This is a genomic window from Pseudomonas sp. GW822-FHT05A08 (assembly GCF_058800485.1).
The window spans coordinates 4,515,442-4,539,147 of record NZ_CM179511.1 but is presented as its reverse complement, the minus strand read 5'-3'; the positions used below and the strand labels follow the sequence as shown (position 1 = coordinate 4,539,147).

21 protein-coding genes are annotated in these 23,706 nt (G+C 66.4%); 14 read left to right on the top strand and 7 right to left on the bottom strand.

Translation table 11 applies throughout. The features are described from left to right. Nucleotides 1–21 precede the first annotated feature (21 nt). The gene (locus AC3RCP_RS20270; protein ID WP_009044511.1) at nucleotides 22–1,059 is read right to left on the bottom strand and encodes an AraC family transcriptional regulator; all 1,038 of its coding nucleotides are present in this window, start codon (nucleotides 1,057–1,059) and stop codon (nucleotides 22–24) included. 9 nt (nucleotides 1,060–1,068) lie between these two features. Further along, nucleotides 1,069–1,983 (bottom strand): GGDEF domain-containing protein, encoded by a 915-nt coding sequence (locus tag AC3RCP_RS20265; RefSeq protein WP_101338441.1) that lies wholly within the window; start codon nucleotides 1,981–1,983, stop codon nucleotides 1,069–1,071. Between the two features lie 348 nt (nucleotides 1,984–2,331). On the opposite strand from AC3RCP_RS20265, the gene AC3RCP_RS20260 reads away from it, so the two are divergent. From AC3RCP_RS20260 to AC3RCP_RS20225, 8 genes are all read left to right on the top strand, one after another. Further along, nucleotides 2,332–4,866, top strand: coding sequence for a TonB-dependent receptor (locus tag AC3RCP_RS20260; protein WP_492570985.1), 2,535 nt, complete (start codon nucleotides 2,332–2,334; stop codon nucleotides 4,864–4,866). A 151-nt stretch (nucleotides 4,867–5,017) separates the two neighbouring features. Next, nucleotides 5,018–6,922 carry a phytase gene (locus AC3RCP_RS20255; RefSeq protein WP_492570986.1) on the top strand — a complete coding sequence of 635 codons (1,905 nt, stop codon included), beginning with the start codon at nucleotides 5,018–5,020 and terminating at the stop codon, nucleotides 6,920–6,922. Between the two features lie 91 nt (nucleotides 6,923–7,013). Further along, nucleotides 7,014–7,724: a protein TolQ gene (gene tolQ, locus AC3RCP_RS20250; RefSeq protein WP_492570987.1), complete on the top strand. Its 711-nt coding sequence runs from the start codon at nucleotides 7,014–7,016 to the stop codon at nucleotides 7,722–7,724. Between the two features lie 13 nt (nucleotides 7,725–7,737). After that, entirely contained in the window at nucleotides 7,738–8,184 is a 447-nt protein-coding gene (tolR, locus tag AC3RCP_RS20245; protein WP_101338437.1) for a protein TolR, read from the top strand. Beyond that, on the top strand, nucleotides 8,181–9,005 hold the full coding sequence (locus AC3RCP_RS20240) for an energy transducer TonB (protein ID WP_492570988.1): 825 nt from the start codon (nucleotides 8,181–8,183) through the stop codon (nucleotides 9,003–9,005). The genes tolR and AC3RCP_RS20240 overlap by 4 nt, the downstream gene beginning before the upstream one ends. Nucleotides 9,006–9,347: 342 nt before the next feature. Further along, on the top strand, nucleotides 9,348–9,749 hold the full coding sequence (locus tag AC3RCP_RS20235; protein WP_492570989.1) for a c-type cytochrome: 402 nt from the start codon (nucleotides 9,348–9,350) through the stop codon (nucleotides 9,747–9,749). A gap of 86 nt (nucleotides 9,750–9,835) precedes the next feature. After that, complete coding sequence (locus tag AC3RCP_RS20230) at nucleotides 9,836–11,164, top strand: D-arabinono-1,4-lactone oxidase (RefSeq protein WP_492571089.1); 1,329 nt, start codon at nucleotides 9,836–9,838, stop codon at nucleotides 11,162–11,164. An 84-nt stretch (nucleotides 11,165–11,248) separates the two neighbouring features. Then, the gene (locus AC3RCP_RS20225) at nucleotides 11,249–12,457 is read left to right on the top strand and encodes a DSD1 family PLP-dependent enzyme (protein ID WP_492571090.1); all 1,209 of its coding nucleotides are present in this window, start codon (nucleotides 11,249–11,251) and stop codon (nucleotides 12,455–12,457) included. On the opposite strand, the gene AC3RCP_RS20220 is transcribed toward AC3RCP_RS20225, so the two are convergent. Then, nucleotides 12,454–12,606 carry a hypothetical protein gene (locus AC3RCP_RS20220; protein WP_157832263.1) on the bottom strand — a complete coding sequence of 51 codons (153 nt, stop codon included), beginning with the start codon at nucleotides 12,604–12,606 and terminating at the stop codon, nucleotides 12,454–12,456. The two genes, AC3RCP_RS20225 and AC3RCP_RS20220, sit on opposite strands and share 4 nt — an antisense overlap. 14 nt (nucleotides 12,607–12,620) lie before the next feature. Further along, nucleotides 12,621–13,571, bottom strand: a complete 951-nt coding sequence (locus AC3RCP_RS20215; RefSeq protein WP_101338432.1) for a SphA family protein — start codon at nucleotides 13,569–13,571, stop codon at nucleotides 12,621–12,623. Between the two features lie 271 nt (nucleotides 13,572–13,842). On the opposite strand from AC3RCP_RS20215, the gene AC3RCP_RS20210 reads away from it, so the two are divergent. The 3 genes from AC3RCP_RS20210 to AC3RCP_RS20200 all read left to right on the top strand — a co-directional run bounded on the left by AC3RCP_RS20210 (nucleotide 13,843) and on the right by AC3RCP_RS20200 (nucleotide 16,862). Beyond that, entirely contained in the window at nucleotides 13,843–14,880 is a 1,038-nt protein-coding gene (locus AC3RCP_RS20210; RefSeq protein WP_492570990.1) for an AraC family transcriptional regulator, read from the top strand. Between the two features lie 100 nt (nucleotides 14,881–14,980). Beyond that, nucleotides 14,981–15,865 (top strand): Dyp-type peroxidase, encoded by an 885-nt coding sequence (locus AC3RCP_RS20205; protein ID WP_101338430.1) that lies wholly within the window; start codon nucleotides 14,981–14,983, stop codon nucleotides 15,863–15,865. Nucleotides 15,866–15,893: 28 nt separating this feature from the next. After that, nucleotides 15,894–16,862 carry a Gfo/Idh/MocA family protein gene (locus AC3RCP_RS20200; RefSeq protein WP_101338429.1) on the top strand — a complete coding sequence of 323 codons (969 nt, stop codon included), beginning with the start codon at nucleotides 15,894–15,896 and terminating at the stop codon, nucleotides 16,860–16,862. A 156-nt stretch (nucleotides 16,863–17,018) separates the two neighbouring features. Here the strand turns inward: AC3RCP_RS20200 and AC3RCP_RS20195 are convergent, their stop codons facing one another. The 3 genes from AC3RCP_RS20195 to AC3RCP_RS20185 form a co-directional block, all read right to left on the bottom strand. Next, the gene (locus AC3RCP_RS20195) at nucleotides 17,019–18,677 is read right to left on the bottom strand and encodes a phosphoethanolamine transferase (protein WP_492570991.1); all 1,659 of its coding nucleotides are present in this window, start codon (nucleotides 18,675–18,677) and stop codon (nucleotides 17,019–17,021) included. Between the two features lie 132 nt (nucleotides 18,678–18,809). Further along, nucleotides 18,810–19,547, bottom strand: coding sequence for a TorF family putative porin (locus AC3RCP_RS20190; RefSeq protein ID WP_101338428.1), 738 nt, complete (start codon nucleotides 19,545–19,547; stop codon nucleotides 18,810–18,812). Between the two features lie 119 nt (nucleotides 19,548–19,666). Further along, nucleotides 19,667–21,409 (bottom strand): amidohydrolase, encoded by a 1,743-nt coding sequence (locus AC3RCP_RS20185; RefSeq protein ID WP_492570992.1) that lies wholly within the window; start codon nucleotides 21,407–21,409, stop codon nucleotides 19,667–19,669. Nucleotides 21,410–21,512: 103 nt separating this feature from the next. On the opposite strand from AC3RCP_RS20185, the gene AC3RCP_RS20180 reads away from it, so the two are divergent. The 3 genes from AC3RCP_RS20180 to imuA are packed head-to-tail and all read left to right on the top strand — an operon-like array spanning nucleotide 21,513 to nucleotide 23,703. Continuing rightward, a complete protein-coding gene (locus AC3RCP_RS20180; protein WP_007929350.1) occupies nucleotides 21,513–22,430 on the top strand; it encodes a LysR family transcriptional regulator in 918 nt (305 codons plus the stop codon). A 38-nt stretch (nucleotides 22,431–22,468) separates the two neighbouring features. Further along, a complete protein-coding gene (gene lexA / locus AC3RCP_RS20175) occupies nucleotides 22,469–23,086 on the top strand; it encodes a transcriptional repressor LexA (RefSeq protein WP_007929352.1) in 618 nt (205 codons plus the stop codon). Further along, nucleotides 23,086–23,703, top strand: a complete 618-nt coding sequence (gene imuA / locus AC3RCP_RS20170; RefSeq protein ID WP_007929354.1) for a translesion DNA synthesis-associated protein ImuA — start codon at nucleotides 23,086–23,088, stop codon at nucleotides 23,701–23,703. Before lexA ends, imuA begins: the two co-directional genes overlap by 1 nt. Nucleotides 23,704–23,706 lie beyond the last annotated feature (3 nt).

The following is a 23,706-nucleotide window of genomic DNA, read 5'->3' as shown; positions in this document are numbered from 1 at the left end:
CATGGAAAAACAGCCTTTGTTTCAACCGGCGCTGAACAATTGGCGGATCAGCCTGGGTGTGCTGCCGGTCCAGCGCTTGAACGAGCGGCGGAAATTCGCCGCGTCGTTGAAGCTCAGGTACTCGGCGACTGCCTCGTTGCTCAGGCCCTTGATCCGGTACAGGTACAGCGCCACGTGCTTGCGCACCAGGTCCGCCTGCTGCTGGAAACCGCTGTCGTGCTTGTGCAGCTTGCGCTTGAGGGTGGCCGGGCTCATGCCGAAGGCCTGGGCCGTCTGTTCCAGGCTCGGCGCCTGGCGCACCTGGCCTTGCAGGTAGCGGTAGACGCAGTCGAGAAAGCTTGAGGCAAACCCCAGTTGCTCGAGCTGGCCCTGGGCTTCCTGGCGCGCCACCTGGCCGGCGGTGGCCGAGGCGTTGGGCCAGGGCTGGGTGAGGAATTCCCGGGGGATGCGCATCAGGTCCATGGGCCGCTTGAACTGGGTGTGCTCGCCCAGGTGCACCCAGTACTGCTCGACATAACGCGGCTCGGCATGGCTGAAGCTGCACTCCCAGGGCAGGCGCTGGCCGCTCAGCCACTGACTCATGGCCACCAGCGAGGTCATGCTGGCCTCCAGCAGGAAACGCCATTGTTCGCCGGCGCCACAGCTGTCCAGCCAGTAGAAATAGGCGTGCTGGTCGTCCAGCAGCAAGCGCGGGCTGGCCAGCGGGCTGAGCAGCGCCTGTTGCTGCACCAGAGTGTCGAGAGCCTGGTGCAGGTTCTGCGCGTGGCGCAGGGCGTGGCTGGCGGCGCCGTAGTGGCCGGGCAGCAGGCGCTGGCCGAACAGGAAACTGCTGTCGTCGGCGTCCAGCAGCCGTCGGCTGTTGCCAATCAGGCCGAGAAACTGCTGTGGGCTGAGGCGGGTCTGGCCGGCCAGGATGTCCTCGTGGAACAGCCCGGTGCCGCGCAGCAGGCGATGGCTGTCGATGTCCCGCGACAGCGCCAGGTCGATCAGGCTCGCTGGCTGGTAATGCCCGGGAATGAACCGGCTGTCGTTTTCGTACCAACGGGTCTTCAGGGTCATGGCCAGGCCTCAGGCGCTTTTTGCCAGCGGCTGCTTGGCTCGGGCCAGGGCCAGGTTGAGGCGCTTGAGCAGCACCTCCGGCGTTTCGTCGAGGGCCATCACCACCGCGGTACAGGCGCACAGCTGCAAGCGTTCGCCGTGCTGGCGGCTCTTGTGCGCCAGGCTCCGTACCGCCTGTTGCAGCTCCTGGGCCAGCAGCCGCGCCTGGCTCTCGCCGGTGTTCGGCAGCAGCACCACGAAGCGGTCGCCGGCCAGCCGGCAGAGCAGGTCCTGGCGACGCAGGTTGAGCAGCAGCAAATGGCTCAGCGCCTGTAGCACCGCGTCGCCCTCGGCGTGGCCGAAGTCCTGGTTGATCGCGGCGAAGTTGTCCAGGTCCAGGGCCAGCAGCGACAGCGGCTGCTGCTGGCGCTGGCTGTCCTGCAGGCTGTCGGCCAGCTGGCGCTTGAGGTAGTCGGCGCCGCCCAGCGGGGTGAGCTTGTCGAACAGCCGGTGCTCGCGGAACAGCCGTTCGCGTTTCTCCATCTGCGCGCTGATCGCCAGCTGTTCGCGGTGCCAGTGGTAGATGCCGATGGTCAGCAGGACCATGCCCACCGGCATCGGCGCGGATTCCAGCCAGTGGTCCCAGGCGATGCTGTCGGGCAGGCGGATGAACTCGTCGAGGCTGTCGATCCACCAGGAGAAAAAGATGCAGCTCAGGCCCAGGGCCAGGTAGTTGGTGACCCGTCCCGCCGGGCGGCTTTTCAGCACCAGGCCGAGCCAGATCAGGGCCAGCAGGGCGGTGCCGCCTTCGCCGATTATGTCCAGCCAGACCCATTCGCTGACCGCCTTCAACTCGCCACAGGCCAGGTGCAGGAGCAGGCCGAGATTGGCCGCCAGCAGCAGGCTGGCGAGTTTCCATCGGTGGGGTTTGAGCACTGAGAACATGGCCGCGATCCTTTGGCGAAGAAGCAATGCGCGCCAGCACAGCAGATGTGTGTGACAGCCGGGTGACGGCGGCGAAGCGGGTGGGGGAGGTCGAATCAGCTCACCGTGGTGGTGGGTTTTTTTGCGATCTGCTCGGCCATTGAACGGTGGTGTGGCCGCTGACGCTATCGCCAGTCCCGCGACAAAGGTCATTTCAGCTCACTTTGCCCCTCGGATCCGGGCAAAACCCCGGTTCGAGGGCCTTCCTGCCAACCCCTGTCACGGAACCGTCATTCGCCGACCCTAGCTTGCCCTCCCAGTTGCCGGGCCCCTTGCCTGGCGTCACTGGACTCTTGGGGGAGGACCATCATGTACAAGCGCAGCAGCACCGCCGGCCTGCTCGGCTTCACGCTCACCGCCCTGGCCATGGCGATCGCCAGCGAACGCCTGAGCGCCGCCGACGCCGACTCGAGTAAAACCACCGAACACCTGGAAGTGGTCGGCCAGGCCGCGAGCATCGACCAGGCGCTCAAGGAGCAGCGCAGCGCCGACAGCATCAAGAGCGTGGTGCACGCCGACGGCGTGGCCCAGTTGCCGGACGAGAACGTCGCCGAAGCGGCGCAGCGCCTGCCGGGCATCAGCGTCGAGCGCGACCAGGGCGAGGGGCGCTTCGTCAGCGTGCGTGGCCTGGGCCCGGACCTCAACAGCGTGACTATCAACGGCACCCTGGTGCCGGCCCCGGAAAGCGAACGCCGCGCCGTGGCCCTGGACGTGCTGCCCTCGGAGCTGGTGCAGTCGCTGTCGGTGATCAAGACCCTGACCCCGGACATGGACGCCAACTCCCTGGGCGGCACCGTCGATGTGCAGAGCCTTTCGGCCTTCGATCACAAGGGCCTGTTCTACACCGGCAGCAGTGAAGCCAGCTACGACCGGAACACTCACCAGACCAGCCCGAAATTCTCCGGCGCGGTCAGCGACCGCTTCAGCCTCGGCGACGGCATCGACAACTTCGGCGTGGCCGCGGCCCTGAGCTGGCAGAAGCGCGACTTCGGTTCGGACAACGTCGAGACCGGCGGCACCTGGGACTTCGAACAGGGCGCGAAACTGCAGGAGTTCGAACAGCGCGACTACGACATCAGCCGCGAGCGCGCCGGCGGCGGCCTGAACTTCGACTACAAGCCGGACGACCTCAGCAGCTACTACCTGCGCACCCTGTACAGCCGCTACAAGGACAGCGAGACACGCAACGCCGCCAGCCTGGAGTTCGCCGAGCCCCAGGCGGCCGGCGAGCTGGGCGACGCCGAAGGTAAACGCAAGCTCAAGCAGCGCGAGGAAACCCAGGAGATCCAGTCCTACGTGTTCGGCGGCGAGCGCATGTTCGGCCTCTGGACCCTCAGCGGCCAGGCCGGCTACAGCCGCTCCAGCGAAGACAGCCCGGGGCATATCGCCAACGCGGTGTTCGAAGGCAACGACGACTTCGCCGACAGCGGTTTCTACGACAAGGACAAGCCGCGGCCGATCGTCGGCCAGGGTTTCTACAACCCGTCGAATTTCAGCCTGGACAAGGTCGAGTGGGAAAAGCAGCGCACCACCGACACCGAGAAAAACCTGCGCCTGGACCTGGCCCGCGACTACGACCTCAGCGGTTATGCGTCCCAGGTCAAGTTCGGCGGCAAGGTCAGCCGGCGCAACAAGGACAACGACCTCGACGCCTGGGTCTATGAAGACTTCGACGACCTGGGCTTCAGCGACGAGCAGCTCAACCTCGACCGCTTCCGCAAAGGCAGCGTCGACTATCGCCTCGGCCGCTTCGGCCCGGGCATCAGCGGCGGCTCGATCAAGCAGTTGATCGGCGGCCTGGACCGCGATGCGTTCTTCGACGAAACCGAATCCCGGGTCAACGACTTCAAGATCCGCGAAGACATCAACGCCGGCTACCTGATGAACACCGTCGATATCGACGACTGGCGCTTTATCGCCGGCCTGCGCTACGAAGGCACCGAGTTCGAAGCCAAGGGCACCGGCGCCACCGACGGCGAGTTCCAGTCCACCGAAACCAAGCGTCGTTACCACCACTGGCTGCCGGGCCTGCACGCGCGTTACCAGCTGGACAAGAACACCCAGGTGCGCGCGGCCTGGACCAAGGCGGTGGTGCGCCCGACCTTCGGCCAGCTGGCGCCGGGTTTTGTCATCGACGATGACGAGGCCAGCTTCGGCAACCCGGACCTCAAGCCGCTGGAGTCGAGCAACCTGGACCTGGGCATCGAGCACTTCATGGGTCGCGCCGGCACCGTCTCGGCCTTCGTGTTCTACAAGGACATCAAGAACTTCGTCTACAACACCGACCTGGCCGGTACCGGCGCCTGGACCGACTTCGCCGAGGCGCACACCTTCGCCAACGGCGACAGCGCCAAGCTGTACGGCCTGGAACTGGCCTACTCGCAGAAATTCGACTGGCTGCCGGGGCCGTGGAACGGCCTGCTGCTGGGGGCCAACGCCACCTTCAGCCGCTCCGACGCCGAGATCAAGGGCTTCGACGCCGCCAGCGGGGTCAACCGCAAGCGCAGCATCGACCTGCCGAACCAGTCGGACACCGTCGGCAACCTGATGCTCGGCTGGGAAAACGAAAAGCTCAGCCTGCGCCTGTCGGCCAACTACAAGTCGGACTACCTCTATGAGCTGGCCTCGATCGACGACAAGGCCCACGACCTGCACGTCGATGCCCAGACCTTCGTCGATTTCAGCGCCCGCTACTCGCTGACCAAGAGCCTGCAGCTCAGCTTCGAGGCGCAGAACCTCACCGACGAGCCGTACTTCGTCTACACCGGCCACCGCTCCTACAACGGCCAGTACGAGGAGTACGGCCCGACCTACAAGCTCGGCCTGACCTTCACCCACTTCTAACCCACACCGCACACGCTGTAGGAGCGAGCTTGCTCGCGAAGGTCTTGAACGATGACGCGGGCTGTTTGTAAGCACGCGGGGTCTTGAGGTTTTTCGCGAGCAAGCTCGCTCCTACAGAGGGCGGTTTGCCTGACAAGGATTTTGCCTGTTCATGAGAAGTTCCTACCTGTACCTGTACCTGTTGATGGCTGCGTTGACCTGCGGCCAGACGATGGCCGCCGATCTGGCTCTGCGCCCTTGGGCACCGGCACTTGAGGCAGATGCCATCACCTTCCTGCCCAACGGCTCCGAGCGCCTCGCCGCGAGCAACCGTGACGGCCTGCTGTTGCTGGATGCCGAGGGGATCGAGCTGGCTCGCTTCAAAGGCAACTTCAGCAGCCTGGATACCCGCGCCGCCGGCCGCCAGGTGCTGGTCGCGAGCCTGGACAACGATCGCCAGCAGGCGCTGCTGGTCAGCCTCGATCCACAGAGCCGCCAATGGGGCCAGCCGCTGTACCTGCCGGCGCGGGACTTCCCGGTCAACGGCCTGTGCCTGTACCGCGACGAGGCCAGCAACCTGTTCCTGTTCCTGGTGGGTGAGGAGGGCAAGGGCGAGCAATGGCTGGTGGGCGCTGGCGCCCGGCTGAGCGCCACGGCGCAACGGGTACGCGGCGTACCGCTGCCGCCGGCGGCGCAGTTCTGCCAGGTGGACGATGGTGCCAATCAATTGCTGGTCAACGAAGAGAACGTCGGCTGGTGGGCCTACCCGGCGCACCCCGAAGCCGAGGTCGAGCGGCGGCCGGTGGCCATGCGCGCGCCCTTCGGCGACATCGCCAAGGCCGCCGGCGCCATGGCCCTGGTGCCGGGCGGCGTGCTGGCGCTCGACCCCAAGGCGGCGCGGCTGCACCTTTATCAGCAGGGCGACCAACAACAGGGCGAAGGCTGGTCGCCCAGGGCCAACCTGAGCTTGCCCGGCCTGAAGGAGCCGGAAAACCTCGCCGTGCAGGCCAGCGCCAAGGGCCTGCAAGTGCTGGTGCGCGACGATGACGACGGGCAGATCTACCAGGGCCGGCTGGACTGGCAGGCCACCCCGGTGCCGCTGGCGCCGGTGCTGCCGAATGTGCCGGCCCTGAGCCAGAGCGAGCCGGTGGGGCGCCAGGGCGATGCGGCGGATGACCCGGCGATCTGGATTCATCCGCGCCAGCCGGCGCTGAGCCGGGTGCTGGGCACCAACAAGAAGCAGGGGCTGCTGGCCTACGACCTGCAAGGCAAGTTGCTCCAGGAGTTGCCGGTGGGGCGGCTGAATAACGTCGACCTGCGGGCGAATTTCAAGCTGGGCACCCAGGTGGTCGATCTGGCGGTGGCGAGCAACCGCGATCACAACAGCCTCAGCCTGTTCAGCATCGATCGCGCCAGCGGCGAGCTGCGCGAAGCCGGGGAGATCCCCACGCCGCTCAAGGAAATCTACGGTATCTGCCTGTTCCAGCCGGCCAGCGGCGAGCTGTATGCCTTTGCCAACGGCAAGGACGGCCGCTTCCTGCAATACCGCCTGAGCGCCCCCGATGGCCGGGTCCAGGGCGAGCTGGTGCGCCAGTTCAAGGTTGACAGCCAGCCGGAAGGCTGTGTCGCCGACGATCAGCGCCAGCGCCTGTTCCTCGGCGAGGAAGACGTCGGCGTGTGGGCGGTGGATGCCCGCGCCGACCAGCCGGCCAAGCTCGCCAGCGTGATCAAGGTCGGCCCGCAGCTGCATGCCGATGTCGAGGGCCTGGCGCTGTACCAGAGCGAGACGCATGACTACCTGGTGATTTCCAGCCAGGGCAACGACAGCTATGTGCTGCTCGACGCCGAGCCGCCGTTCGCCTCCCGCGGGGCCTTCCGGGTCGGCCTGAATGCCGCCGCGGGCATCGACGGGGCGTCGGAAACCGATGGCCTGGAGGTCACCTCGGCCAACCTCGGCGGGCCCTGGAGCCAGGGCTTGCTGGTGGTCCAGGACGGCCGCAAGCGCATGCCCGAGCAGACCCAGAACTTCAAGTTCGTGCCCTGGGCCGAGGTGGCCAGGGCGCTGCAACTGCCCTGAGCTGTCATTAACCGTTCATCAACATGTCATCGAATAGCCCCGGCGCCGTCGCGCATTGACGGCCCGGGCGCACAGGCAAAGGAGTTTCATCATGCAGGCGACACTGGAACACATGACCATCTGGGGGCTGATCAGCGATGCCAGCCTGTTGGTCAAGGCGGTCATGCTCACCCTGTTGCTGGCGTCGTTGCTCAGCTGGTACCTGATCATCCAGCGCAGCAGCGTGCTCAAGCGCAGCGAACGCCAGCTCGACGCCTTCATCCAGCGCTTTCGCGGCAGCGCCGAACTGACCCCGCTGTACCGCGAAAGCCAGCAACAGGCGGACGGCGAGGGCGGGGTCGAGCCGATCTTCCAGGCCGGTTTCCAGGCCTACAGCCAACTGCGCCAGCAGGGCGGCAACCCGGCCGAGGTGGTACTCGAAGGGGTGGAGCGTTCGCTGTACGTGGCCATCAGCGAGCAGGAAATCCGCCTGGAAAAAGGCCTGCAGTTCCTCGCCACGGTCGGCTCGGTCAGCCCCTATATCGGCCTGTTCGGCACCGTGTGGGGGATCATGAATTCCTTCCTCGGCCTGTCCCAGGTGCAGCAGGCGACCCTGTCCACCGTGGCCCCGGGCATCGCCGAAGCGCTGATCGCCACCGCCATCGGCTTGTTCGCGGCGATCCCCGCGGTGATCGCCTACAACCGCTTCGCCGCCCGTGGCCAGACCTTGCTGACCCGCTACTACGCCTTCGGCAACGAACTGCAGGCGCGCCTGCATCGCCAGCTGCACGGCGCGTCGTCGAACCTGGCCGTCGCGGCCTGAGAGGAGAGTGCAGATGCTAGTCAGGCCGCAACGCAAGCATGGGCCCAAGGCCGAAATGAACGTGGTGCCCTATATCGACGTGATGCTGGTGCTGCTGGTGATCTTCATGGTCACCGCGCCGATGCTCACCCAGGGGGTGAAGATCGAGCTGCCCAAGGTCGCCAGCGAGGCCCTGGCCACCGATACCCGGCAGCAGATCCTGACCCTGTCGGTGAAGGCCGAGGGCGGCTACTACTGGAACCTCGGCGGCGAACTGGATACCCGGCAGCAGACCGACAGCGCGGTGGACCTCGACGAGATGCGCACCAAGGTCGCGCAAATCGTCGCCGCGCGCAGCGATACCCAGGTCTACATCCGCGCCGACCAGGACGCCGGTTACGGCCTGGTGGTGGCGGCCATGGCGGCGTTGCAGCAGGGCGGGGTGAGCAACCTGGGGCTGGTGACCGAGGCCCCGCAATGACGGCGATGATCATGCACAGTCCACGGCAGGCTTTCGACGAATTCTCCCTGCGACCCTCGCCCAGGCACTGGCGGTCCCATGCGCTGGCCGCGGCGGTGGCGGTGGCGCTGCACGCCGGGGTGCTGGCGCTGCTGGTGGCGGGCTGGTCGGTAGAGCCGCCGGCCGCCGAACAGCCGACGGTGTTGCGTACTCAACTGGTGATGCTGCCGCCGCCAGCGCCCGAGCCTGCACCGGCCGTGGTCGAACCCACACCCGCACCGCCAGAACCGGTGGTCGCGGCTCCGGTCGAGCCGGTCAAGCCTGCTGTCGATCCACAGCTCCAGGCGCGCAAGCTCGAACAGGCGGCCCTGGCGCGCAAACGGGTCGAAGACAAGAAGCGCGAGCAACTGGCCGAGCAGCAGCGCGAGCGCCAGGAAAACCAACAGCGCAGCCGCGAAGCCGAGCAGCAGCGCCTGGCCCAGGAGCAAGCGCAACAGCAGCAGCGTGCCGAACAGGCGCGCTTGGCCGCCGAGCGCGCCCGGCAACAAGCTGCCGCCCAGGCCGCGGCCGACAGCCGCCAATACCTGCCCCTGAGCAAGGAGGCCCCGGACTACCCGCAACGCGCCCTGGACAAGCACATCGAGGGCGACTGCACCGTGGAATACAGCGTCAACCCGCAAGGCAAGGTGGAGCACCCCAAGGTGCTCGATGGCTGCCACCCGCTGTTTATCCGCCCCTCGCTGGCGGCGGCCAACACCTTCCGCTACCAGCCGCGCATCGTCGACGGCCAGGCGGTGTCGGTGCCCGCGGTGCGCAACACCTTCCATTACCGCATCAAATAGCCCCGGCTGTTGTTCTCCAGCAGCAGCGGCCGGCTGTTGCTCGATTGCCCGCGTAGCGGCGGTCCCCAGGCCCCCGCGTTATCGTTCATCGCGGGCAAGTCGGATCGCCGCCCGCTCGCTCCTACAGAATTGCGGGGGCTTCTGTAGGAGCGAGGCTTGCCCGCGAAAAACCGTTAACGATAACGCGGTCCACCGGTAAACCGCGGCGCCCCCATCGTGGGCAAGCGTCTGCCCCTGGCCGCAGATGCCCCCCTCGCTGGCCCGCAATGCCCTCAGGCCGTGGCCGCGCCTGGCTTAGTGTTGGCTCTGGGTCGATCCCGACCGTCACCCGAGAGGAACACCATGCCGGCACCGACTGCCTCGCTGCGGCTTTCATCCGTCGTCACGCCGTATCGCCTGGGGCGCGTTGCCCTGTGGCTGGCGCTGGGCGGGCTGCTGGTGGCCTGCGGCGACAAGCCCGCGCCGCCATCGGCGGCCACCCTGCAACAGCTGCCCGACGATCCGGCGCTGGAGCGGATCTACGACAGCAGCTGCAAGCTCTGCCACGCCAACCCGGCGTCCGGCGCGCCGCTGACCGGCGATATCCAGGCCTGGCGGCCGCGCATCGCCCAGGGCGCCGATACCCTGCTGGACCACAGCATCAACGGCTACAACGGCATGCCGCCGATGGGCCTGTGCATGCAGTGTTCCGAGGAGCAGTTCCTCGGCCTGATCCGCTTCATGTCCGCACAAGACCTCCAATAATCCGGCACAAGGACACTGGCATGAGCATGCCCCTCACACGACGTCAGCTGTTGCAACGCGCCGCAGTGGCCGGGACCTTCAGCGCGCTGGCCAGCAACCCGCTGCTGGCCGAGCTGGCGCGGGCGCCACGGCTGATTCCCTGGCGCAACTGGTCCGGCGCGCAAAGCTGCCTGCCCCTGGCGCGGCTGGCGCCCAAGGACCTGGACGAGCTGGTGCAGGTGATTCGCCAGACCCCGGGCAAGATCCGCCCGGTGGGTTCGGGGCATTCCTTCAGCGCCCTGGTGCCCACCGACGGCACGCTGCTGTCGCTGAGCTTTTTCAGCGGCCTGCTCAGCCACGATGCCACCACCTTGCAGGCCGAGTTCGCCGCCGGTACGCCGATGTCGCGCATGGGCGCGCCGCTCAAGGCGATCGGCCAGGCCCTGCCGAACATGGCCGATATCGACTACCAGACCCTGGCCGGGGCCATCGCCACCTCGACCCACGGCACCGGCGTCGGCTTCAAGTCCTATTCGGCCCAGGTGTGCGGCCTGCAACTGGTGACCGCCAGCGGCGAGGTGCTGGACTGCGACAGCCGCCGTAACGCCGAAATCTTCAGCACCGCGCGGGTCTCCCTCGGTGCGTTGGGCGTGACCACCCGGGTGCGTCTGCAGAATCGCCCGGCCTATCGCCTGCGGGAAAAACAGTGGATCGCCAAGACCGAGGAACTGCTCGAAGACCTGGCGAAAAACACCCGCGAGAACCAGCACTGGGAAATGCTGGTGGTCACCCATTCCGACTACGCGCTGTCGATTGCCCTGAATGAAACCGAAGACCCGGCGACCCCGCCCGTGGACCCGGCCGAAGAGGGCGGCAACGAGTTCGTCAGTCTGATCGAGAACCTCGATAAATACCTCAGCGACTTTCCCGAAACCCGCCGCACCCTGCTCAACAGCCTGCGGCATTTCGCCCGCTTCGACGACCGGGTCGGCGACTCCTACGAGGTCTACGCCAACGTGCGCAACGTGCGCTTCAACGAAATGGAGTACTCGGTGCCGGCCGAGCACGGCCCGGCGTGCCTGCGGGAAATCCTCAAGCTGATCCGCGACAAGGACCTGCGCACCTGGTTTCCCATCGAGTACCGCTATGTCCAGGCCGACGACATTGCCCTGAGCATGTTCGAGGGCCGCGACAGCTGTTCGATCTCGGTGCACCAGCACTACGCCATGGACCACCACAACTTCTTCGCCGCCATCGAACCGATCTTCTGGAAGTACGCCGGCCGCCCGCACTGGGGCAAGTTGCACAGCCTCAACGCCCGGCAGTTGCAGGCGTTGTACCCGCGCTGGCGGGAATTCACTCGGGTGCGCGAAGCGCTGGACCCCGGCGGCAAGTTCCTCAATGCACACCTGTCGTCCATCCTGGGCGTGGTCTGAAGGGAGATAAAAAGCATGAATCGACGCAACTTCCTGCTCGGTACTGCGGGTGTCGGCGCCTTGTTGGCGGGGGTGGGTACCTGGCTGCGGCCCGCCGACCGGGGCGGGCCCTACAGCGACTATTTCCGCGCGCTGAACCAGGAACTCAAGGCCCACGGCCCGATGCGCCCGGTGCTGCTGATCGACCTCGATCGCCTGGACCACAACATCGATGTGGTGCTGCAGTCGGTCAAGCGCGGCGGCAAGCAGCTGCGGCTGGTGGAGAAATCCCTGCCGTCGCCGGGGCTGCTGGCGTACATCGGCCAGCGTGCCGGCACCCAGCGCCTGATGTCGTTCCACCAGCCGTTCCTCAATCACGATGCCCTGCGTTTTCCCGAGGCCGATATCCTGCTGGGCAAGCCGCTGCCGGTGCGCTCGGCCGAGCTGTTCTACCAGGGCCACAAAGGCCGGTTCGACCCGGCCCGGCAGTTGCAATGGCTGATCGATACCCCGGAACGTTTGCAGCAATACCTGGCCCTGGCCCGCGGCCTGGGCACCCGGCTGCGGATCAATCTCGAGCTGGACGTCGGCCTGCACCGCGGTGGGGTGAAGGACAGCAGCGGCCTGGGGCCGCTGCTGACCCTGATCGCGGCCAACCCCCAGCACCTGGAGTTCGCCGGTTTCATGGGCTACGACCCCTTTGTCGGCATGGGCGTGCCGGGCATTCTCGGCTCGCCCGAAGCGCTGTTCGCCAAGGTCATGCAGCGCTACCAGAGCGCCGTGGACTTCACTCGGCAACGCCATCCGGCGCTCTGGCAGCCGGGGCTGACTCTCAATACCGCCGGCAGCCCCAGCTACCGCATGCATGAGCGGGAACAGTTGAGCAGCGAGGTGTCGGTGGGCACGGCGATGCTCAAGCCGACCCATTACGACCTGCCATCCCTCAGCGAACATCGGCCCGCAGCCTACATCGCTACCCCGGTGCTGAAAAACACTGGCCCGGTGCGCATCCCGGCGCTGGACGACAAGTCGAAGCTGTTGGCCTGGTGGGACCCGAACCAGCGCGAGACATTCTTCATCTACGGCGGCAACTGGCAGGCCGAGTTCGAGTCGCCGGCGGGGCTGCAAAGCAACGGTCTGTTCGGTCGCAGTTCCAACCAGGAGATGGTCAACGGCTCGCCCGCCGTGGGCCTGGGACCGGACGACCAGGTGTTCCTGCGGCCGATGCAGAGCGAAGCGCTGCTGCTGCAATTCGGCGACCTGCTGGCGGTGCGCGCTGGGCGGATCGTCGAGCGCTGGCCGGTCTACAGCTAGGTTTTTGCGCTGCTGCCGAGGGCCTCATCGCGGGCAATCGAGCAGGCGCGTCCTTCTTCTGTAGGAGCGAGCGGGCGGCGATCCGACTTGCCCGCGATGACCGTGACGCGGAATGTCTGAACCACCGCGTTATCGTTCATCGCGCGCAAGCTGCGCTCCTCCATTACAAAGAGAACGGAATCGTCAGCTTGGCCCACAGCATCTCGCCCTCGGGGCGGTTCTCCACGTCGAACTCCTTGGTCCAGCGGATCTCCGCGCTGGCGTACTTGAGGAAGGTCAGGTACAGCGCCGGGCCGATGGCGAACACTTGGCCGCGCACGCCGTCGTCCACGTCCTCGCCGAGAAACTGCACGGTGCGCCCGTACTGTTTGTCGTCGCTGGTCTGCTTCAGGTAGTAGCCGTTGAGCCCCAGGCTCAGGTTGTCGGTCACCTTATAGCTGGCGGAATAGTCGAAATGGAAAATCTGCCCGGACTTGTAGTCGGTGGCGTGGTTTTCCTCGTTGAAGCTGTAGGTGGTCTTCAGCGACAGCTCGGTGCGCGGGGTCGGCAGCCAGGTCACCGAAACCAGCGGCTTGTAGGTGTAGAAGTTGTTGCTGGTGTTGGCCAGGCGCGTCGCGTCGTACTTGCCGGTGGGAATGGTGATTTCCACGGCGGCGCCCAGGGTCAGGTTCTTGCCCAGGTCCCACAGGATGATCGGCGCGATGGTGGTGTCGCCCATGCTTTCGCGCTGGTCCTTGAGGCCGAAGACCCCCACCTGCTGGCGCAGATAGGGCTGCGCCACGTAGCCGCCGAGGCGCCCGCCGAATACCCGCAGCGGGCTCAGGTAGTCGAGGCGGGGAATGATCGCGTCGGAGACGATCCGCACGTCCGGTACCTTGCCGCCCAGGGAGCTGATATTCAGCTTCCGCGCTTCGTAGTGGTTGTAATACAGGTTGAAGGCGAACATGTGGTCCGGCAGGCCGTTGACGTCCAGCGGCAGGATGAAAAAACCGTCGGTGCCGGGGCCGATATTGTCGACCCCGGATTCGCTGGCCGGGGCCAGGGTGGGCAGGGCGGCGAGGCAGGCCAGGCTGGCGGCGAGGCGCCGGGGGAGAGGGGTGCGGGTCGAATTCATGTTCGGGCTCTTATTATTGTCAGTGGGCGCGCAGTGGGCCGGTTTCCGGCCGCCCCATAGGAATAAGCCTTCGACGCCCGGGGAGGCAGGGTATTGGCGGCCACTGAGGGGGACTTTCGCGGCCAGCCTGCAATGACTTGTTACATCCTTGCGTGAACGCGAGCGGAAAACGCTATGCTGAGCGGGCGCTCGCCTCGCCCTGGCGGTGATGGGAGCGGGGCGCATAACCAGAATAAGCATTGCAGCCGAACCGGCTCGGGACCCGATGCCCATGCAGACGAAAGCCGTCGATCCACAGTACCAACTGGCCCTGGTGTCGCCCTTTTTGTTGCAGACCCTGGCCGAAGTCGCCGGCAGCCACGGCGTCGACCCGCACGCCCTGTGCCGCGGCCTGGGCTTTACCCTCGACGACCTGCAGGACCCTGCGCAACGCATCTCCTACCGCCAGGCCGTGGCGATGATCCAGCGCGCGCTCAAGGCCTTGCCCCGACAGGGCCTGGGCCTGTGGGTCGGGCATCAGAACGTGCTCGGCACCCTGGGCCTGCTGGGGCATGTGCTGTCGCTGTGCAAGACCCTGCGCGATGCCTTCGACATCGGCATCCGCCACCAGCACACCTCGGGCGGCATTGTCAACTGCACGGTACGGCAGCAGGGCGACGAGTTTTTCGTCGAGGCCGAATGCCGGCTGCCCTACAGCGAGGTGCAGATCTTTGCCGTCGAAGAGTTCTTCGCCAGCCTGCCGGTCTATGGCCGCGCCCTGGTCGGCGCCGATTTCAAGGCGCTGCGGGTCGAGTTCATGCACGCCGCCCCGGCCTACCAGGACGAGTACCAGCGCCTGCTGGGGCCCGACGTGCACTTCGGCTGCCTGCACAACCGCATGGTCATCGCCGGCGAATGGCTTGATACGCGCCTGCCCAACCACCACGCCGTGGCCCTGCGCCAGGCGCTCAAGCTGCTGGAACTGGAAAGCGCCCAGGTGCACCGCAAGCTGGACCTGATCCAGGCGGTGGAGCGGGCCATCTCCCGCGACCTGACCCAGGGCAGCCATATCGACCAGGTCGCCAGCGACCTGAACATGAGCGGGCGCACCCTGCGCCGGCGCCTGAGCGAGCACGACCTGACCTTCGACGCATTGCTGGAGCAGGTGCGCCGGGCGCGCACCCTGAGCCTGCTGGCCAACCCGCAGCTGTCCATCGAGCGCATCACCGAGGCGGTGGGCTACAGCGACGTGCGCAGTTTTCGCCGGGCGTTCAAGCGCTGGACCGGCCTCAGCCCCAGTGCCTATCGGGAGGAGGGCGGTCAGGCGTAGGGCAGGGGCGTGGCCATTCACCGCATCACTTCATGGGTGTCTAAACCCCCACAAATTGTGGTGCTCCGGGTAAACTCCGGGCTTTCTTCAAGGAGTCGCTATGAGTTACTACCAGCCGGGCATTCTTGCCACCCCCGTTCCGAGCCAGGCTCGTCACCTGTTTTTCGCCCTCGAATCCATCGAGGCGCTGCCGGCGGCGATCGATCGTCTGCTGACGCTGGTGGACGGGAAAACGGCGGTGGCAGGGTTTGGCGCGTCGCTGGTCAAGGCGCTGGGCGCCCGCGTACAGGGGCTCAAGGCCTTCCCGGCGCTGACCGGCGTCGGCGTCGACAACCCTTCGACCCAGCATGCGCTGTGGGTCTGGCTGCATGGCGAAGACCGCGGCGAGCTGCTGCACCGCGGCAACGCCCTGGCGGCCGCCCTGGCCCCGGCGCTGCGCCTGGTGCAGATGAACGAAGCCTTCCGCCACAAGACCGGCCACGACCTGACCGGTTACGAGGACGGCACCGAAAACCCCCACGATGAAGAGGCAGTTTCCGCGGCCCTGGCCGACGGCAGCGACGGCCTGCGCGGTGGCAGCTTCGCCGCGATCCAGCAATGGCAGCACGACTTCAAGGGCTTTGCCGCGATGCATCAGGAGGAGCGCGACAACATCATCGGCCGCCGCCTGAGCGACAACGAAGAGCTGGACGACGCGCCGGCCTCGGCCCACGTCAAGCGCACCGCCCAGGAGAGCTTCACCCCCGAGGCCTTTATGGTGCGCCGTTCGATGCCGTGGATCGAAGGCGACAAGGGCGGCCTGATGTTCCTCGCCTTCGGCCACAGCCTCCAGGCCTTCGAAGTCCAGCTGCGACGCATGAGCGGCCTGGAAGACGGCATCGTCGACGGCCTGTATCGCATGAGCCGGCCGATCACCGGCGGCTACTACTGGTGCCCGCCGCTGCTGGACGGCCGCCTCGACCTGCGCGCCCTGCAAGCGGTCTGACCGGCCCATGGGCACCGCAGGAGAAGGCATGCCGCCTGTGCGCTGGGGCATGATCGGTTGTGGCAGCGTCACCGAGCGCAAGAGCGGCCCGGCCTTCTACAAGGCACCGGGCTCGGCCCTGGTGGCGGTGATGGGCCGGCGCCTGGAAGCGGTGCGGGACTATGCGGCGCGCCACGGCATCGCGCGTTTCTACACCGATGCCCAGGCGCTGATCGACGACCCCGAGGTGGACGCGGTGTACATCGCCACGCCGCCCGACAGTCACCACGCCTACAGCTTGCGGGTGGCCGCCGCCGGCAAGCACTGCTGCGTGGAAAAACCGATGGCGTTGAACGCCGCGCAAAGCCTGGAGATGCAGCAGGTTTTCCAGCGGGCCGGCTTGCACCTGTTCGTGTCCTATTACCGCCGTTCCCTGCCGCGCTTCCAGCAGGTGCGGCAATGGCTGCGGGACGGGCGCATCGGTGAAGTGCGCCACCTGAGCTGGACCCTGACCAAGGCGCCGTCCGAGGCCGATCGCAATGGCGGCCGCAATTGGCGTACCGACCCCCGGATCGCCGGCGGCGGCTACTTCGCCGACCTGGCGAGCCACGGCCTGGACCTGTTCCAGTATCTGCTGGGGGACATCACCGAGGTTGCCGGTTTCACCGCGCGGCAGGCCGGGCTGTACAGCGCCGAGGACGCGGTGAGCGCCAGCTGGCGCTTCGCCTGCGGCGCCCTGGGCACGGGGGCCTGGAACTTCGTCGCGGACCGTCGGCTGGACCGGGTGGAGATCATCGGCAGCCAGGGGCGTATCGCTTTCTCGGTGTTCGACGAGCATCCGCTGCACTTGGACGCCGATGAACAGCTGAGCCTGTTCATCGACAACCCCGAGCACATCCAGTGGCATCACGTGCTGGGCATGAACGCCCATATCCGTGGCCAAGTGCAGCATCCTGCCCTGGCCGCCGAGGCGGTGAAAACCGACCGGGTCATGGACCTGATCCTCAAGCGCGGTTAGACCCTACGGAACGTGCGCGATCTTCTTCTGTAGGAGCGCAGCTTGCTCGCGATGAACGATAACGCGGTGTATCAGATACCCCGCGTCGCGGCCTTCGCGAGCAAGTCGGATCGCCGCCCGTTCGCTCCTACAGAAGCCAAGCGCTATCCAGCGGCGCTAGTGCGCCGCGGTCATGTTCGGCCGGCACGAATGGAAGATGTCCAGCTGCGGCTGGTACAGGCTGGTCTTGACCTCGAACAGCCCGAGCACCGAGTGGAACAGGTTGTCGTGGCTCAGGTCCGGCTCGCCGCTCTTGCCTTGCAGGCAGTCGCGCTGGATGCCCAGGTCATTCAGGGCCTGCTGGCCGAACCACATCAGCATCGGCACATGGGTCTGCGCCTGCGGCGCCAGGGCGTAGGGCGCGGCGTGCAGGTACAGGCCGTTTTCGCCGAGGGACTCGCCATGGTCGGAGACGTACAGCATCGAGGTGTCGAAGCGTTGCTGGTTGTGCTTGAGCAGCTCGATGACCCGGGCCAGGAAGTGGTCGGTGTAGAGGAGGGTGTTGTCGTAGACGTTCACCAGTTCCTCGCTGCTGCAACTGCCCAGCTGGTTGGTGTGGCAGATCGGGGTGAAGCGCTCCAGGCTCTTCGGGTAGCGCTCGTAGTACTCCGGACCGTGGCTGCCGTCGGCGTGCAGGACGATGATCGCGTTGTCGCCGAGGCGGTCGATGTACTGCTGCAGGTCCACCAGCAGGGCTTCGTCCAGGCAGTTCTTGCCGTCGCAGAAGGGGCTCGGCTGGGTCTTGGGAATGTCGCGGTTCGGCACCCGCAGGCAGGTGCCCTTGCAGTCGCTGTTGTTGTCCAGCCACAGCACCTGCACGCCGGCCCGTTGCAGCACATCCAGCAGGCCTTCGTAGGTCTTGCCCTTCTTGTCGCTGTAGTCCTCGCGGGGAAACATCGAGAACATGCACGGCACCGAGACCGCGGTCGAGGTGCCGCAGGAGTGCACCTGGGTGAAGTTGAGGATGTCCAGCCTGGCCAGCTCCGGGTTGGTGTCGCGAGCATAGCCGTTGAGGGAGAAATGGTCGGCGCGGGCGGTCTCGCCGACCACCAGGATCATCAGCGACTTCTTCTCCCGGGTGCTGGCCTGGGCGCTCATCGCCGCGTCCTGGCCGATCGGCTGGATCACCAGGTGTTGCTTGATCCCCAGGCTCTGCTTGGCGTATTTGCCGAGGGCGTAAATGTAGTTGGTCGGGTTGATGAAGTGGGTCAGCTTGTCTTCTTCGCGAAAGATCGGCGCGTAGGTGGAATAGAAGGCGCCGACCGAGACCGCGATCACCAGCACACAGCCGGCGATCACCAGCAGCTTGTTCAGCAGGCCGCGAAAGAACGGCCGGTAGCGCACTGGGGTGCGCCAGATCAGCGCTACCGGCAGCAGGCCCAGCACCAGCAGGTAGCCCAGCAGCTTGAAATTGAACAGCGCGGCGGCTTCGTCCGGGTTGGTCTCGAACACGTTCTGCACCATCACCGTGTCGATGGTGATGCCGTACTGGTTCATGAAATATGCGGCGGCGGCCGAGGTCAGGGCCACCAGGGTCAGCGCTGGCTTGAGGGTCCAGCGGAAGGACACCAGGGTCAGCAGCAGGGTGATGGCGGCCCACAGGAACAGCCCGAAGGAAGCGAAGAACACCAGCTTGTGCAGGCCTTGCAGACTGATCAGGTTGCCCAGCGCGTGCCAGGTGGCGAAGTTGTAGAGCAGCACCAGCGCCAGGGAAAACAGCAGCACCAGGCGGGTCGATGTGATTGACGCGAATCGCAGTCCTTTGCCCAAGACCATTTCAGTTCGTTCCTCTACCTGCGATGAAGGCACCAGCAGTTGCACTGCCGACTATAGAGAGGGATTGGTAAAAAAAATGTCGAAAGGGCGCTGTTTTTCGTATCGGCTCACGCCGACCAGCGCCCGCGGGATTCAGAAGGTCTTCCTGGCACTGGCGACCCAGGTCGCGCCACACAGGTCGCTGAACCCGTAATTGCCGGTGCACTGGCTTTTCGACAGGTCGGTATCGATATAGCTCAGACCCAGCACCACGCCCGCCACTTCACGGGTCAATCTGGCTTCCCATTCGTGGTAGGCATCCTCGCCCTGGCCCGAGGCCGAGATCAGCCGCGGGTCCTTGAAGTCCATCTCGCCGTAACGCAGCTTCAAGCCCAGGCCCAGGGGCAGCTCGGTTTCGTAGCCGAGGTAGCGGTACAGGGTGCTCTGCTGGCTGTCGATGCCCGGCGCATCGTTGGAGTAATAGGCCGCCAGGCTGAACCCGTAGACGCTGAAAATCCCGTAGACCTCGCTCTGGTTGAATTGCCCTTCCCTGGGGTAGCTGTACTTGAGGTAGCCCAGGTCGAGGCTGACCGCGTCGCTGGCCTGCCACAGCCAGCCGGCGTAGTAGTCGACTTCCTGGCGGGTCTTCAGGCCGCCGCCGAAATCGACGTTGGAGGTCCAGGCACCGAGGTACAGGCCGCTGCTGTGCAGCAGGGTCGCGGCGGCCTGCGCGGCGGGGTCGTTCTGGGTCTGGGAAATGCCGCGGGTGCGGTAGTCGCTGGCCAGGGTCAGTTCCAGTTCCACGGCAACGTCATCGGTCAGGGGCAGGGCCTGGCTGCCCGGGGGCAACAGGCTCAAGGCACCGATGGCGAACAGGCTGAGGGTCTTCATGTGGGCGTCCCGTATTGTTGTGATTGTTATGGGCAGGTTTCGGGCAAGGCTGCGCCGGCCCCATGTGCGCAAGGACATGGGGGCGGGCAGTGGATCAGCTGGTTTTCAGACGGATCGGGTTAGAGAGGCCGGGCGTAGACTTCGCGGCCGGCGAACCAGGTCTGCAGCACCTGGGTTTCGTGCAGGGCCTTTTCGTCGACCTTGAACACGTCGCGGTCCAGCACGATGAAATCGGCCTGTTTGCCGGCGCTCAGCGAGCCGATCTGCCGCTCCAGGCCGATGGCGCGGGCGGCATTGAGGGTGTAGGCGTAGAACATGGTTTCGCGGTCCAGGCGCTCGTCGGCGTTGAGCACCCCCAGCGGCCCCTTGCGGGTGATGGCCTGGGCGATGGCGTTCCACGGGTTGGGCGAGGACACCGGCCAGTCGCTGGCCCCGGCGAGGGTCGCGCCCTGCTTGAGCAGGGAGTGCGCCGGGTACTGGTAACGGAAGGCCAGGGCGCTGACGTAGGGCTTGATCATGTCCAGGGTGTAGTCGTCGGCCGAGGCCCACAGCAGTTGCATCGAGGCGATGACCCCCAGCGGCTTGAAACGGGCGAACTCTTTCGGGTTGACCATCTGCAGGTGGGTGATGGAGTGGGCGATGCCGCTCTGGCGGTCCTTGCGCGCCTGGGCGATGCCGTTGAGGGATTCACGCACCGCGCGGTCGCCGATCGCATGGATGTGCACCCGCCAGCCGCGCTGGTCGATGGCGCTGACCAGTTCGCCGAAATGCTCGGGATCGATCAGCAGTTCGCCCTGTTTGTGCGAGTTGCTGTAGGGATCGATCATCGCCGCGCTCTGGGCCGGGTACTCGATCACCCCGTCGGCGAAGATCTTGACCCCGGGCAGGGTCAGGTTGGCAATGCCCTGGAATTGCTGGCGCACCTGCTCCAGTGCGTCGAGGTCGGCAGGAAGGCTTTTCGGGTTGGCCACCAGCAGCGCGGCGACGTGGGCACTCATGCCACCGCTCTCGGCCAGGGCCTTGTAGGCCGGCAGCACACCGACGGTCTGGGCGGTGGGCTTGAGGGCGAATACCGCCTCGCCGGGAGCCGCGTTGGCTGCCGGGTCCATCCAGGCGGTGATGCCCAGGCTGTTGTTGTAGCGCACCGCCGATTGCGCCGCGTTGAGCAGGGCGGCGCTGCTGGGCACCGGCATTTTCGCCGCGACCCGGTCCCAGCCGGCGTCCACCAGGAAGCCGTTGGGGCGGCCGTCGGCGAGCTTGCCGATGGTGTCGCGCTCGGCCTGCGGCAGGTTCTTGAGCAGGGCGGCGTCGATGCCGGCGCGCTCGAGCATCGCATTGTTGGCCCAGGCGGTATGGTGATCGCTGCCGGTGAACACCACCGGCACCCTGGCCCATTCGCCGGCGTTGAAGCGCTGGCCCAGGGCTTCGGCCTGGGCCCAGTAGGCCGAGCTCATGCCGGCGATGCTGAGCACATCGCCATGCCTGGCCTTGCCGTCGTCGCGCCAGGCACGCAGCTTTTTCTCCAGCTCGTCGAGGCCGACCACCTCGTCCTGCATGTTGGCCGAGGTCATTTCCAGGCCGCCGAAGATCGCGTGGGAATGGCTGTCGATCAGGCCGGGCATCAGGGTCTTGCCGCCCAGGTCGATGACCCGGGTGCCGGTTTCGATCAGGGCCTTGATCTGCGCGTCGCTGCCCACCTGCAGCACCTTGCCGTCGGCCACCGCCAGGGCCTGGGCCTTGGGTTGGGCGCGGTCGGCGGTGAACACCTGGCCGTTGAACAGCACCAGATCGGTGGCGGCCATGGCTTCCATTGAGGCAAAACTCACTGCAATCGTCAGCAGATTCGGGATGAATCTTTTCATTGAGTATTTCCTTGTTATTGCGTCTGATGGCCAGCTTATTGGCTTGCCAGAGCCGACAGAACGCCTCGCTGACGAAAAACGTTTTTGCCTGAATGGAAAAAGCATGGACAAGTTGAGTGCACTGAAAATGTTCGTGGTCACCGCGCAGCTGGGCAGTTTCAGCCGCGCCGCCGAGCAGTTGGGCAAGACCCCCTCGGCCCTGACCAAGGCGGTCAATCACCTGGAGGTCGAGCTGGGCGCGCGCTTGTTCGAGCGCAGCACCCGACGGATCCTGCTGACGGAAGTGGGGCGGCTCTATCTGGACACCGCGCGCCAGGTCCTGCAGCGGCTGGAGGAGGCCGGCGAGGAAATCGAGCAGTTGCAGCATGGCCTGCGCGGCAACCTGAAGATCACCGCGCCGCTGGCCTATGGACAGGCCTTTCTCGACCAGGTGTGTGGCGGTTTCCTCGAGCAGTACCCGCAGATCGACCTACAGGTGGACCTGTGCGACGAGTTCGTCAACCTGCTGGAAAGCGGCTACGACCTGGCCCTGCGCGAAGGCCATGACGACCTGCCGGGGCTGATCGCCCGGGTGGTCGGCAGCAATTGCCTGGCCCTGTGCGCCAGCCCGGCGTACCTGGCGCGCAAGGGTGTGGCGGTGACGCCGCAGACCCTGGATGAACACGAATGGCTGCTCTATCGCCATCCCTTGCTCAGCCGCGAGTTCTGGTGGGTCGAACGGGACGGGCAGCGCCTGAGCCTGCTGCAACCTCGGGCGCCACGCTTGCGCAGCGACAATTACGACCTGCTGCTGGCCAATGCCCTGGCCGGGCGCGGGCTGCTGCACACCCCGTTGTGGAGCGCCGCGCCTTACCTGGCCGACGGCCGCCTGGTGCGGGTGATGGCCGACTACGCCATCGACCCCGACTGCTTCGGGCCGCACATCCTCGCGGTCTACCCCAGCCACCGGCGGGCCACGGCCAAGGTGCTGGCGTTCATCGATTACATCAGCGCGTTCCTGGCGAGCCGTGGCCTGGGCTGACTGGCGGTTCTTGTCAGGAAAACCCGGGTGGAGTACAAATGTACTCCATGACCACTTTATCTCCCCGCCGCAGTGCCATCCTGACCTTTATCCGCGAGCGCATCGCCGAACATGGCCAGCCCCCGAGCCTCGCTGAAATCAGCGAGGCCTTCGGCTTCGCCTCGCGCAGCGTGGCGCGCAAGCATGTCGTGGCCCTGACCGAAGCCGGCTTCATCGAGGTCAACCCCAACCAGGCCCGGGGCATCCGCCTGCTCAACCAGCCGCCGCGCCCCGAACTGCTCGACATCCCGGTGCTCGGCCGGGTCGCCGCCGGCCTGCCGATCGGCGCCGATGCCGAGGTGCACAGCCGCTTGCTGCTCGACCCGGCGCTGTTTTCCCGTACCCCCGATTACCTGCTGCGGGTCCAGGGCGACTCGATGATCGAGGACGGCATCCTCGACGGCGACCTGGTGGCGGTGCGCCGCGACAGCGAGGTGCGCAACGGCCAGATCGTGGTGGCGCGGCTGGACGGCGAGGTCACCATCAAGCGTTTCGAACGCCTGGCCGATGGCGTGCGCCTGCTGCCGCGCAACCCGGCCTATGCGCCGATCCTGATCGGCGAGGACCGCGACCTGGCCATCGAAGGGGTGTTCTGTGGCCTGGTGAGGCAAGGCTGATGGGCGCTGTCGTGGCACTGGAGACGCTGTTCAATGCCGGCCGGGTGTGGAAGGGCCGCCCGACGGCGCCCGCGGCCAGCCCGCAACCCACCGGCCACGCCATGCTGGATGCGGCCTTGCCCGGCGGCGGCTGGCCGGAAGCGGCGCTGACGGAAATCCTCATCGCCGCCCAGGGTGTCGGCGAGCTGCAACTGCTGTGGCCGACCCTGGCCCGGCTCTCGGCCGCCGGCGAACGCATCGTGCTGGTGGCGCCGCCCCATGTGCCGTATCCCCAGGCCTGGCAGAGCGCCGGGGTCGACCTGCGCCAGTTGGCGGTGATCCAGGCCGGCGAGCGGGATGCCCTGTGGGCCGCCGAGCAATGCCTGCGTTCGGGCAGTTGCGGGGCCGTGCTGTGCTGGCCGCAACAGGCCGACGACCGCGCCTTGCGGCGTTTGCAGGTGGCGGCCGAGACCGGCCAGACCCTGGCCTTTGCCTACCGCTCCCTCAAGGACGCCATCAACCCTTCGCCGGCGGCCCTGCGCCTTGCCGTGGAGGCGCGGCCGGCGCAGCTGCGGGTGCTCAAGTGCCGTGGCGGCCTGGCCCATTCGGCGCCGATCGCCTTCGCCCCGGGGCCCTGAGGT

Coding starts and splice junctions, on each gene's coding strand:
- AC3RCP_RS20205 (WP_101338430.1), top strand. CDS start 14,981: ATGAGTTACTACCAGCCGGGCATTCTTGCCACCCCCGTTCCGAGCCAG.
- AC3RCP_RS20195 (WP_492570991.1), bottom strand. CDS start 18,677: ATGGTCTTGGGCAAAGGACTGCGATTCGCGTCAATCACATCGACCCGC.
- imuA (WP_007929354.1), top strand. CDS start 23,086: ATGGGCGCTGTCGTGGCACTGGAGACGCTGTTCAATGCCGGCCGGGTG.
- tolQ (WP_492570987.1), top strand. CDS start 7,014: ATGCAGGCGACACTGGAACACATGACCATCTGGGGGCTGATCAGCGAT.
- AC3RCP_RS20265 (WP_101338441.1), bottom strand. CDS start 1,983: ATGTTCTCAGTGCTCAAACCCCACCGATGGAAACTCGCCAGCCTGCTG.
- AC3RCP_RS20260 (WP_492570985.1), top strand. CDS start 2,332: ATGTACAAGCGCAGCAGCACCGCCGGCCTGCTCGGCTTCACGCTCACC.
- AC3RCP_RS20190 (WP_101338428.1), bottom strand. CDS start 19,547: ATGAAGACCCTCAGCCTGTTCGCCATCGGTGCCTTGAGCCTGTTGCCC.
- AC3RCP_RS20215 (WP_101338432.1), bottom strand. CDS start 13,571: ATGAATTCGACCCGCACCCCTCTCCCCCGGCGCCTCGCCGCCAGCCTG.
- AC3RCP_RS20200 (WP_101338429.1), top strand. CDS start 15,894: ATGCCGCCTGTGCGCTGGGGCATGATCGGTTGTGGCAGCGTCACCGAG.
- AC3RCP_RS20210 (WP_492570990.1), top strand. CDS start 13,843: ATGCAGACGAAAGCCGTCGATCCACAGTACCAACTGGCCCTGGTGTCG.
- AC3RCP_RS20240 (WP_492570988.1), top strand. CDS start 8,181: ATGACGGCGATGATCATGCACAGTCCACGGCAGGCTTTCGACGAATTC.
- lexA (WP_007929352.1), top strand. CDS start 22,469: ATGTACTCCATGACCACTTTATCTCCCCGCCGCAGTGCCATCCTGACC.
- AC3RCP_RS20180 (WP_007929350.1), top strand. CDS start 21,513: ATGGACAAGTTGAGTGCACTGAAAATGTTCGTGGTCACCGCGCAGCTG.
- AC3RCP_RS20255 (WP_492570986.1), top strand. CDS start 5,018: ATGAGAAGTTCCTACCTGTACCTGTACCTGTTGATGGCTGCGTTGACC.
- AC3RCP_RS20235 (WP_492570989.1), top strand. CDS start 9,348: ATGCCGGCACCGACTGCCTCGCTGCGGCTTTCATCCGTCGTCACGCCG.
- AC3RCP_RS20270 (WP_009044511.1), bottom strand. CDS start 1,059: ATGACCCTGAAGACCCGTTGGTACGAAAACGACAGCCGGTTCATTCCC.
- tolR (WP_101338437.1), top strand. CDS start 7,738: ATGCTAGTCAGGCCGCAACGCAAGCATGGGCCCAAGGCCGAAATGAAC.
- AC3RCP_RS20185 (WP_492570992.1), bottom strand. CDS start 21,409: ATGAAAAGATTCATCCCGAATCTGCTGACGATTGCAGTGAGTTTTGCC.